This is a genomic window from Kitasatospora sp. NPDC097643 (genome assembly GCF_040302625.1).
In the GTDB taxonomy this organism is placed as follows: domain Bacteria; phylum Actinomycetota; class Actinomycetes; order Streptomycetales; family Streptomycetaceae; genus Kitasatospora.
This window is the reverse complement of record NZ_JBEOSA010000042.1, coordinates 65,353-75,981: the sequence shown is the minus strand read 5'-3', so window position 1 is coordinate 75,981 and position 10,629 is coordinate 65,353. Positions and strand designations below refer to the sequence as shown.

At 69.4% G+C, this 10,629-nt stretch carries 8 protein-coding genes and 1 pseudogene; 3 read left to right on the top strand and 6 right to left on the bottom strand.

Features of this window, described 5'->3' with window-relative positions; genetic code table 11:
• Positions 1 to 79 precede the first annotated feature (79 nt).
• Positions 80 to 2,173 carry a hypothetical protein gene (locus ABTY15_RS25000; RefSeq protein WP_350599487.1) on the bottom strand — a complete coding sequence of 698 codons (2,094 nt, stop codon included), beginning with the start codon at positions 2,171 to 2,173 and terminating at the stop codon, positions 80 to 82.
• Between the two features lie 91 nt (positions 2,174 to 2,264).
• Positions 2,265 to 3,131, bottom strand: coding sequence for a restriction endonuclease (locus ABTY15_RS24995; protein ID WP_350599496.1), 867 nt, complete (start codon positions 3,129 to 3,131; stop codon positions 2,265 to 2,267).
• Between the two features lie 518 nt (positions 3,132 to 3,649).
• Between ABTY15_RS24995 and ABTY15_RS24990 the strand changes: the two genes are divergently transcribed.
• From ABTY15_RS24990 to ABTY15_RS24980, 3 genes are read left to right on the top strand one after another with little or no spacing between them, the layout of a single operon-like run.
• Positions 3,650 to 3,859, top strand: coding sequence for a hypothetical protein (locus ABTY15_RS24990; RefSeq protein WP_350599484.1), 210 nt, complete (start codon positions 3,650 to 3,652; stop codon positions 3,857 to 3,859).
• Positions 3,859 to 4,584 (top strand): restriction endonuclease, encoded by a 726-nt coding sequence (locus ABTY15_RS24985; protein WP_350599482.1) that lies wholly within the window; start codon positions 3,859 to 3,861, stop codon positions 4,582 to 4,584. Before ABTY15_RS24990 ends, ABTY15_RS24985 begins: the two co-directional genes overlap by 1 nt.
• The gene (locus ABTY15_RS24980) at positions 4,574 to 5,272 is read left to right on the top strand and encodes a restriction endonuclease (protein ID WP_350599477.1); all 699 of its coding nucleotides are present in this window, start codon (positions 4,574 to 4,576) and stop codon (positions 5,270 to 5,272) included. The genes ABTY15_RS24985 and ABTY15_RS24980 overlap by 11 nt, the downstream gene beginning before the upstream one ends.
• Positions 5,273 to 5,731: 459 nt before the next feature.
• Here the strand turns inward: ABTY15_RS24980 and ABTY15_RS39845 are convergent.
• From ABTY15_RS39845 to ABTY15_RS24955, 4 genes and pseudogenes are all read right to left on the bottom strand, one after another.
• Positions 5,732 to 6,527, bottom strand: a pseudogene (locus ABTY15_RS39845) (transposase).
• 55 nt (positions 6,528 to 6,582) lie between these two features.
• Positions 6,583 to 7,911: an AAA family ATPase gene (locus tag ABTY15_RS24965; protein WP_502893581.1), complete on the bottom strand. Its 1,329-nt coding sequence runs from the start codon at positions 7,909 to 7,911 to the stop codon at positions 6,583 to 6,585.
• 56 nt (positions 7,912 to 7,967) lie between these two features.
• Positions 7,968 to 9,467, bottom strand: a complete 1,500-nt coding sequence (locus ABTY15_RS24960; protein ID WP_350599469.1) for a hypothetical protein — start codon at positions 9,465 to 9,467, stop codon at positions 7,968 to 7,970.
• Positions 9,464 to 10,627, bottom strand: a complete 1,164-nt coding sequence (locus tag ABTY15_RS24955; protein ID WP_350599468.1) for a hypothetical protein — start codon at positions 10,625 to 10,627, stop codon at positions 9,464 to 9,466. Before ABTY15_RS24955 ends, ABTY15_RS24960 begins: the two co-directional genes overlap by 4 nt.
• Between the last annotated feature and the right edge of the window lie 2 nt (positions 10,628 to 10,629).

Below are 10,629 nucleotides of genomic sequence, written 5' to 3'. Positions count from 1 at the left end.
CTGGGCCCGTGATCCTACAGAGGCGGCTTCCCCCTGTTGCATCAAGCCGCCACGCCCCCAACCCGGCGAACGTATGCGGTCAGAGCACTAGGTCGAGGCGCTCGCCGCCCCGCTCTCGGTCGAGGTCCCGGGCGATCTCGTGGAGGCGGTGCGCCGCGCGGTAGTACGACAGCTGGGTATCGGTAAGCCGGCGCACGGCGTAGCCGCCGCACTTGCTGCACCAGTGGTAGTCGAGGTCCTCGCGGCCGAGGAGGTCTGCGGGAGCCAGGAGGTCGTCGTCGTCCGCGACGCCACGCTCGTTGGAGTGCCGGCACAGGGGCGAGTGGCCCTTGCCCTGGATCCGCGGGTTGGCGTTCGTGGTGTAGATCTGGACGTTCGCGAGGACACCGAGCGGGATGCCGCTTCCCCTTCGCCGCCGGTCTCCGGTCGCGGGCTCGAACGGTTCGAGGTCAAGGGTCTCCTCGGCGAGCAGACCGTGCCACACCGCTTGGGGCACAGTGCGACGGTGGCCGTCACGGTCGTGGCCTCCATCGAGGGTGCGCAGGTCGTGCACGCCGCGGAGGATGGCGAGGAGCCGCAGGTTGGGTTCGCGGTCCCGGTCGTCGAAGGCGAGCCAGGCGGCCCGCGTCTCGCCGTACTCCAGACCGAGTTCAGCTCCGAAGCGCGGACCGTCCGCGTCCAATACGGGTTGGGGCCACCGGCACGTGCCCGACTCGGGCCGGGCGCCGATGCGTTCGGCCCAAGGCTTGATCAGGCTGGCCGGCAGGTCGGAGACGCCGGCGACGATCACGCCCTGCCAGCCGCCGGCCAGCCGCCTCTCGATCACGGTCAACGGCAGGACCTCGGCGCCGCCGCTCGTCGAGAAGACGATGAACAGCTGATCGGCGTCGGGCGTGAAGACGCGAAGGGCACGCAGGTGCTCGACGGTGACCGGCCGCCGTTCGAGGATCGGGGTGTCGTCGAACACGCCGGGCTGGATGTGGCTCGTGGGATCGTGAGCGTCGCCGTTCGCAGGCGCGGTGTCGTCGTCGAGGGTTTCGCAGGCGAGCGGCCAGGAGTTGGTGAGGAGTCGGTTCGCGACGAGTGTTGGGACGCGGAGGGTGAGGGTGCGGCGGCCCCAGTCGGCGTCGGTGAGGTGGGTAACCAGGACGCCGAGCGTCCAGGAGCCGATGTCGTGGAGGAAGCCGTGCTCGGGCTGGTGCGGGGTCCTCTCCTTGATCTCCCGCAGCGTCACCTTCACCCGTTGCGTGGACGCGGGATCGGCGGCGGCGACGACGGTGCGAGCGTGCTCCGCCCAGGAGGCGACGAGCTGTTCGGCGGCCGAGCGGGTCTGGTCGTACCCCTTGCGGTTGCTCCGGATTCCGTGCATGAGGTTCGCCACGACATAGGACGGCCGGGTGGAGCCGTTCCGGCTACCCGCGGCTTCGTGCTGCCAGTCGCGCCAGAGCGCCGCGAGGCCCTTGGCGATCTCGCTGCTCTTGCCGAGCGCTCCGAACGCGGGATCGCTCACCGGGAGGTCGGGTTCGCTCATGCCGGCCGTGGCTGCGCCGGCGAGGAGTCCTGCCGGGTCGACGAACGTTGCCGCGTGGGTGCGCAGTTCCTCCAGGTGCTGCTTCTTCGCGATCAGCTTCGGCTTCGCCCAATCCTCGAGCCAGGGGAACACCGCCGCGATGCTCTCGGCCCGGTGCAAACTCTGGGCCGCTGCACGCCACCGGTCGAACACACGGTCCCGCAGCCTCGCGGCGTCGTGACGGACGTCCTCGTCACGGGCTTCGCCGTCCTCGTCGCAGTCCTCGCTCTCGTACGAGGTCACCGAGTGAAGAAAGCCAGCTGCGGCCTGGACCTCCCCGCTGTCCCAGTCGACGTCCTCGTCGGGCCCGTCGTAGCACTGCAGTTGGAACAGCAGCCCACTCCCGCCGAGCGCCCGCAGAAAGACACCTAGCCCGCTCCCCGACCTCGTCCACGGCCCCCAGGGCCAGCACTGGGCGCACAGCCGTCCGACCGTCGCGGCGTCCAGCAGGACCTTGGCTTCCGTGACCGCTGCCGTCCGGAGCTGGGAGCAGTCCGTCGTGCTGTGCAGCTTGGCATTCCTGCCCTTGGCCGAGTGAACGGTGACCGGTGTCCCCTCGAACGGGCCGAGCGGGACGTCGGCGGCCAACGGGTTGTCGTACACGAAGCCCCCCTGTCGATGGCGGTCTCGAAAGCCTAGTTCCCGGTGCCGACAACATCAGCCGGTTCTCGGGATGAGGGACGCGACGACACCGCTACTGGTAAAGGCCACCCGGTGAGTAGCAGCCGGCGATCAGGTCCGCCGCCCCCGGGCCGCGCTCGATCTCCAGGACGTCGTAGAGGTGCCGGCCTGCGCCCCAGCGCGCGAGGCGCTCGCGGTCGACGAGGTGGATCCGCTGTCGGGTGGCGAAGTCGGCCGCGGGGTCGGTGAAGCCGTTGAGCGCGACGACGACGGGGACGGCGGCGGCGTGGACCGGCCGCGCGGTGCCGTTGAACTTCTGCACGGCTTCGGACCCCACGGCATTCGCGTATCGCTTGCACTGCAGGACCACGCACCGTCCCAGGTGGTCGTCAGCGACGACATCGGCGCCGAGGTCGCCGGCGCCGCCCACCCGCTTCGCGTTGGCGAAACCGTCGCGTTCCAGCAGTTCGCGGCACATCTCCTCGAACCGCACCGGCGTAGCAGCCTCGAACGCCTCCAGCGTGTGGGCATGAGGGCGCCGCACATACGACGCGGCGGGCTCGGCCGGTGCGTCTCGGCGCAGCGGCTCGTGAGCCCACCGTTCGATGCGATCGGTGACAGCTGCGGTGAGTGTAGTGCGAGCGCGGGCGAGGCGTGCGGAGATACCCTCGCGGACGAGCGCCCACAGCGGCTGGAGGTACCGGCGCAGTAGCAGGCCGAGGCTGGTGCATCGAAGTGCCTGACGCAGGCCGAATAGGACGACGACGGCGCCTGTCAGGGCCGTTGCCGCAACCAGTGGGTGTCCCCACATCCAGGCCGCGGTCTGGATGACGGTGCCGAGAGCGACCAGCCCGCCGAGCAGTGCGAGGCCACCGCCTTCGTCGTGCGGGGTATGCGCGATCGGATCGCCACGCTGCGGACTCCTCTTGCCGGGCGCCATTTCCACCCTCTCGTCTTTCCTCTTCCCAACTGACGTGAGGTTAGTTTCACGGCTCGCACGGGGCTGCGGTTTGAAGGAATCCGTCGGCGGTCGGTCTCCGCAAGCCGCCAGGCTGCCGTTGGAGGAGCATCGGGCACCAACTGCGCCGGCGCTGGCGCCCCCGCTCGTGTACCAGCGGTGTGCGCCGCCACTTTTCGCCATATCTATGACCAGGTTGCCCGCCCTACCGCGGAAGTGCGTCCGCCCAGCTGGGATGCGTCTTCCCTTCGACAACGGCCGGCCCGGACACCACCCACCTCCCCACATGCGCTCTTCCGGCCTACCTCATCCTGCAAAGCCAGCAGCCACGTCGCGCGTCCGGCTGCGGGAGGCGACGCACGCGACGGCATTGTCCGGTTCGCGACCTGGCCGCTGATCATCTGCTGGTGTTCCGCCGGTTCCTGTCGTGGCTCGCTGCTACATCAGGGAGCGGGACGGGCCGCGCTGCGCGGCTCGCCGACGGAGAGGAGAAGAGGCCGATGCCGGTACCCGAGGGTTTCCACGTCGTGCGCAGCCACATCCGCCGCAATCCGCGCCCGGGCGCGAGCGCGAAGAGGATGAGCGGTTGGACGATCGCCGGGATCTGCGCCGCGGTGTGGCTGTGGGGGCACTTCATCGGTTTCGGCGACGCCGACGCGGCCCCGCCGCCGGCTCCCGCGCCGGCGGCCTCGGTCCCGGCGGGGCGTTGATGGCCCGCAGGCGGCGCAGACTGCGCCGGCCGCGCGGCATCATCGAGCTTGTCGCGGCCTGCGCTGTCGCCCTCGCGGTGCTCGTCCTTCTTGTCCCCGCGGCCGGGGCCGGTGCCCGGGCGGCCGCACGGCTTTGGCCCGTTCTCGCCAGCGTGGCGGTCGCGGCCGTCGTCGGCGCGGCAGCGCGGTGGGTGCGCCGCCGGGCCGCGGACCGGCGCCGCACCGAGCGCCTAGCGAGGCTGCGGCTCGGTCTGTCAGGCATCGACGCCCTGGACGACCAGGAGTTCGAGTACGCGTTGCGGGATCTGCTGGTGCGCGACGGCTGGAGTGCCCGCAAGGTCGGGCAGCAGGGCGACCAAGCCGCCGACGTGATTGGCCGTCATCCGGCCCTGGGCCGCATCGTGCTCCAGGCCAAGCACACCAAGGTCGGCGCCAAAGTCGCCTCCCAGGTGATGTACCAGGTGAACGGCACCGCCGGCCCGGTGCACGGGGCCGACACCGCGGTCGTCGTCACCAACGGGTCCTTCACCCGCGACGCCAAGGCCTGGGGCGACAGGCACGGCGTGCACTGGGTCGACCGCGATCGCCTCCGGCAGTGGGCCGAGCACGGCGTCGCCCTGCACGACCTGCTGCGCCTGCCCGCCCGAACACCGGGACGCAGGCCACTCGGTGGCCCAGCTCCGGCACACCGAATCCGACAGGGAGGGCACGGTAGTGCGCGATGACGGCACCTTCGACCCGCTGCTGAAGTTCATCGCCGGAGCGGTTCTGACCGTGGCCGCCGCCAAGGTCTTCTGGCAGTGGCTGACCACTTCGTTCTGGAACTGGCTGAGCACAGACGTGTGGGGTTGGATCATCGACCATCCCTGGTGGTCGGCCCTCATCGCCAGTCCGATCGTCCTGGTTCCCGTCCTTGCGGTGGCCTGGCACTTCCTCGCTCCGCGCGGGTACGTGCACTACGCGGACGAGGCGTACGAGGACGAGGAACCGGCCTTCCTGACCTACCCGATCCATCACCTCGACGTGATGCACCCGACCGACTTCGAGAAGGCCTGCGCGGCGCTGCTCGTCCGGGACGGGTTCGCCCGGGTACAGCACTCCGGCCGCTCCGGCGACCTCGGCGCGGACGTCACAGCCTGGGACCACCACGGCCGCAAGGTCGTCCTCCAGTGCAAGCACTACAACAAACCCGTCGGATCCCGGGACGTCCAGACGTTCAACGGCACAGCCCGGCCCGAACACGGCGCCGACGTACCCGTCATGATCGGACTCAACGGCTTCACCCGCGACGCCGCCGCCTTCGCCGCCCGCCACGACCTCATCCTGGTCGACCGGCGCATCCTCACCAGCTGGGCCCTCGGCACCCGCCACTACGACGCCATCGACGAGGACGAGCACCGCACCGCCGCCTGAGCATCATGCCGCCGCCGGGGCGATCACGGGGGGACAGGTCGGGAGGACGAAGGAGCTACTGCACGGATGCGCAGAACCGAGCGCGGCAGCTACACCTGACCGGTGGGCAGCTCTGCGCCGAACGACATCGGCTCCCGTACACGACGGGGAGCGCCACGCCGCGTGCCGGGCCCGTGACAGGCCCCGGAACGCAGGGGTTGCGTGGTACCTGCCCTGTCTCCGGCCCCCGGGATCCCACTTCCCCGACATCAACACCAGCGCCGAGGCGGTCGCTGACGCCCAGGGCACGGCCCCGGGGCCGTCCGGAGCGATGAATCGGGCGCCCACGTTGTCGTTCGGGTTGAGGTGGAAGCGGCGGCAGCCCCCCGCACTCACCGCCGGCCCCACCCCCGGCCCGGTGACCATCACGATCGAAGCCCCTCACAGCCCCGGCAGCTACCCCGCCCACTACTGAGATTTTCAGGGTGGGGTCGGTGGGGTGAGTGCAAGGCCGGTGCCGGCCGGGCATCCATCGATAAGGGCGGGTCGCAGTTGGATGTGCCGCAGTCTGCGTCGGAGAGTGCGGGTGAGATGACCCGGATCGGTGAAAGCGGTGTTAGCCGTCAGGCCGCGACGCAGGAGCGGCCAAAGGCCTTCGACCGGATTGCGGTTTGGTGCATATGAGGGCAGTTGGAAGACGGTAAGCCAGTCGTGCTCCGCCTCGTACTGCTTCATACCGACGGCCAGGTGAGTGTTGAGGTTGTCCCAGACCAGGACGATCGGGCCACTGAGCTGAATGTGGCACGGCACGGACGGCGAGATCGCGGTACTCAGTCCAGGCGAAGCTCTCGCGGGCTCCCTTGAGCGGCATGTGAAAGCGGGGCCGGTAAGTCGCCCTGCTCTGCAACCGCCATACCATCGCGATCGACAATCACAACCAGCGGCCGATCACCGCCTGGACCCGAACCAGCGTCCAGGGCTGGTCCTCGAAGCCATGGGCGGTCGGCCCCTTGCCCAACGCCGCCTCCAGCTCGACGAACTGGGCCGCGGACAGCTTTGGCATGCTTGCCGGACCCGCCCAGCGCAGGGCATCCGCACCACCCTCACGCCAGGACCGCCGCCAGCGCTCCACCGACCGCTCGCTGACCCGCAGATCCCGGGCGATCCCCGCAGTCTTCTCGCCCGCCTTGAACCGGGCACCGGCCTCCAGCTGCACCTGTTCACGAAACGCCCGCCGCTCAGCGGTCAGGCCCCCACCCCTGCACGTACCGCACATCAGTGGCATACCGCAGAGATCACCACCTGTCACCACCGATAACAGAAAGAAAACCTCAGTAATGCACCGTGGTTCGATGTTCGTTGTGCTCCAGCTGCCCCATTACTACTTGGTGAGCTCGCCAGCCGTCCGGGAACTTCGGCTGGACGTCAAGGTGGACGGGGCTGCTTCGAGGATGCCGGTCGAGCAGGTCGGTGATTCCGGCCCGGGCCACCACGATGCAGGCGAACCGATGCCGGGAGAGCAGGACACACAGGCGTCCGGTCTCCATGTGGAACGCGGAGGCGTCCGCCCGGCCGGAGAGCGGATGCCAGACAAGGGTGACGTCGAACTCCCGTCCCTGGAGTCGGTTGGCGGTGTCCACGGTGATCTGGGTGAGGCCGCGATCGGCCAGCCGGGCGCGTACCGCGTTCACTTGGGTCGTCCGGGCTGCGCCGATCGCGATTCGGGACTCGGTCAGTGGCTCGCCGTTGACCAGCGCGCCGCGCTCGAGCAGGCGGGACGCCGTCGCGGCGAGTGCCTCGGCGGTCTGAGGGTCGTGGTCGAGGGTGTGTCGGCCGGGAAGTTCTAGGTAGCCCCAGCCAGTGGCGGCAGCTTGGGCCAGCACCGGGTCTTCCAACGTCGGCCGATGGGGCACGCTTCCGTAGGTCATCACGCGTTCGGCCGCTGTGGTGCCCGACTCGAATGGGTAGTACGGATAGAACGCCTGCGACACCAAGGGCGCGGCCATCTCTGGGAGCCGCCATGAGATGGGTAGCTGATGCCGGAGCAGGCTCTTCTCGTGGGCGAGGGTGACGTCCACCGCGTTCCGCAGTGGATCCCAGCTGAGCCCGTGCCAGCGGTCGGTGTCAACGGTGGCGAAGGGGTCGAGCTGGCCCGGGTCGCCGACGAAGAGCACCTGGGATTCGGGCGCGTCGAAGAGGGGGCCGGTCGCGAGCAGGGCGTCGGAGCGCATCTGGTATGCCTCGTCGACGATGGCCCATCGCCAGGTTCCGGACTTTTCCACGTCGACGTATGCCCACTTGGCGGCTGTGGAGACCACGACGGGCAGGTCCCGCAAGGTTTCGATCTTGTCGCCCGCGCTGACGTTCAGATGGCGGGCGACGCGCGGTGGCAGGGTGAAGTCGGACTTGTGGAGGCGGCCGATCGCCAGATCCGGGTATTCCCGGGCGATGTTGTCGACCAGGTCGTCGACCTGCTCGTTGGTCTGCGCCACGATCATTACTTGGTGGCCGGCCTCGGTGAGGTGGCCGGTGGCGCGCTTTACAAGAGTGGACTTGCCGGCGCCGGGCGGAGAGTCGACGACGACCCCGCGACCGGTGGCGGTGTCGAGGTCCGACAGGATCGCGGCGACCGCGCGGTCAGCGCGGTCGGCCGGGTTCACGGCGTTGTCGGCAGGGGTGCGCTGGGCCGGGACAGGCGTCGTGGACGTGGTGCTGTTCACTCCCATTCCTCCTCGGCGTCCTCATCGGTCGGTTCGTAGGGCTTGCGCGGGCCCCCGTGGGTCCACGGGGTGTCTTCCTCAGCGGGCAGCTTCGCCATGATCGTGCCGAGGTCGAGCACCGTGTAGGTCACCGTCTCGCCTACCGTGGCGATTGTGCCGGGTGGCGCGGGCGGCTTCTGTTTCCTCGCGAAGCCGCCCTTGAGCTGGAGCACCACCAGGTCGGTTCCGTCGTGTGGGGTCACCTCGATGATCTCGGCGGATTGGCCGGACCGTGCCGGGGAGGTCACCTTGGTTCCTGTGCTCAGACGCGCCGGGCGGTCGGTGTGGACGGTGATGGTCGGTCGCCAGAGGGGGGACCTGGCGCCGGGGACGAAACGGTCTTCCTCGCGGGCGACGACCGTCCCACTGAAGGCCTCACCTGTCAGCTCGTACTGTGCCATCACCAGGGGGTCGTCATAGGCTCGTTCGGCTTCGTACCGGGCGACCGCGTTCTCCAGCCGTGCCAGACGCCGCGCCGCTCCCACGGCACGGTCGCGTCTGCCCTGCGGGTGGCCGTGTTCGTCAAGGTAGGCCGCGTAGTCGGTAAACAGTTGGCGGTCCAAGGTCCATCGCGCGGCGACGCGCTCACCCTCGGGCAGGTTTCGTGCCAGGCCGACACCGTGCCAGATTAGGTCCCAGGTTGGCCGCAGCTGCCCCAGCAGCGCCTGGTCAATCCGCTCGCCGACTCGCTCTCTCACTCTCCCTTCGGTCTCCGTGTAGCGGGCGAACAGGTCGTGGAGGATACCGTCGAAGCCCGGGTCTGTGGCGGGGCCGGCGGGCGGCCACACCAGCGGGTCCTCGGTCTCCCGGGCGGCGTCCGCACCGCTGCGGCCCTCGGGCGGGTCGATCCAGGCCACCACTGCTGCCAAGTGAGAGTCCTCGGCGGAGCTCTGGCCGGTCGCCCAATGGGCGGTGAGAACGCGGCTCACCGCAAGCGTGGTGCTGGATCCGGGGAATTCCGCCTGGTCGGCGAACCAGGTCAGCCATTTGCCGAGCGTTGGCACGTCGGGGTGGACGGCGTGCGGGCCTTCGGTTGCGCGTAGCCGCGTGAGGCGGCCGAGCAGGCGGAGGTATGCGATGCCCTCGCCGTTTGGGACGAGGAGCTGGGGTGCGTGCAGAGCGCGTTCCCGTTCCTCCGCTTCCTTGCCCCGGCCGGCTGTGTAGGTTTCGGCCTCGGCACGGCAGTCCTCAATGTACGGCAGAAGTAGGGCGCCGAGCTCTTCGACGAAGCGGAACCTCATGGTTCTGTCGCGCGGCTGACGGACAGTCAGCAGTGTCGGGCGTTGCGGGTCGGTGCCGGCCAGGGCGGCGAGTGGTGCGCAGGCCTCTCCGGCGAGGGTGAGCGGCACCAGGACGAACGGCTTCGCGTCAAGGTGCTGGTGCCGGACGGTGGTCAACGGATGGGCTCGGCCGGTCTGGGTCGCCCGTAGGGTGGCGACTGTGGTGAGCATGCTCATGCGACATCCCCTCGGCGCAGGCGGTGTAGGCGTTCGGCGGCAAGGAGCAGTTCGATGGTCTCGGTTGCCTCTTCCCCTTGCGGCAGGATCCTGTCGAGGTAGGCGAGGGCGGTGCTGGTGGAGTCAATGCCTGGCAGGTCGTTCCGCACGGCGCTGCCCAGCCGGGCTGGGGACGCTTGGGCGGCCGCCTCGTCACGGCAGTAGCGTGCCATCTCGCAGAAGGAGAGGCAGTCGGGGACGTAGGAGGCAGGTAACCGACCGACCGATTCCATGAGTTCACCTGGGTCCCGGTCAGTGTCCAGGGTGGCCGTCTGCGGCAGGTCTCGGACCAGGTTCTCGGCGCGGCGGAGCCTGGTCAGCTGGAAGGCGAGCGCGTCGAGCTCCTGGCGGAGGTCGATCTGGCGGAGATACGGCCGGCTGGAGAAGTCCTTGGGGCAGATCAGCAGGAAGGTGTTGGCGATCTGCTCCGCGTTGAGGCCAGCGGCGGCGAATGCGCGGCGCAGTGCGAGGACGTGCACGGCGGCCTGCTTCGCGGTCTGGGCGACCGCTGTCGGGTTGGCCTGGCCGTCGATCGCTGGAAAGGACCTGATCGCGACGACGTGGAACTTCCCGTCGATCCGGTGCGTCAGGGCATCGGGTTCTAGGTAGGCCAGCTGGCCAGCCACCTCCAAGGTCAGCACGGGATTCTGGAGGATCAGCCGGTCTTGGTCACCGGCGGCGATCGCCTCGATGAGGCTGCGGGTCTCCCGCTCGCGCACAGCGATCGTGGTGATGCCGCCGACGTCAGTGAGGTCCTGTAGTTTGGCTTCCTCGACGGGGACGCCGAGCTCCTCACGGAGCAGCCTGATCAGTTCCGCGTACGCTCCCCACTTCACGAAGGCCTTGAACGCCTCCTCGCGGGCGATGGCGAACGGCGACTGGCCGAAGCGTGGCTCGTAGCCCATTCGCTGAGCCAGGGCGGTCTTGTCGACCCCGGACGCGTCCAGGACGGCCCGCCTCGAGCAGGCCGGATTCGCGGTGAGTGCGGTGATCTTCCGGGCGCTGTACGGCTGAGGCGGCCGGTCGCCGCGCAGCCGGGAGAGCCGGTCGGGAGGTTCGAGTTGCTGAGGGGGCATCGTCTCGTCTTTGGGAGGATTCGGGGCGTTGCTAATCTCCACCATCA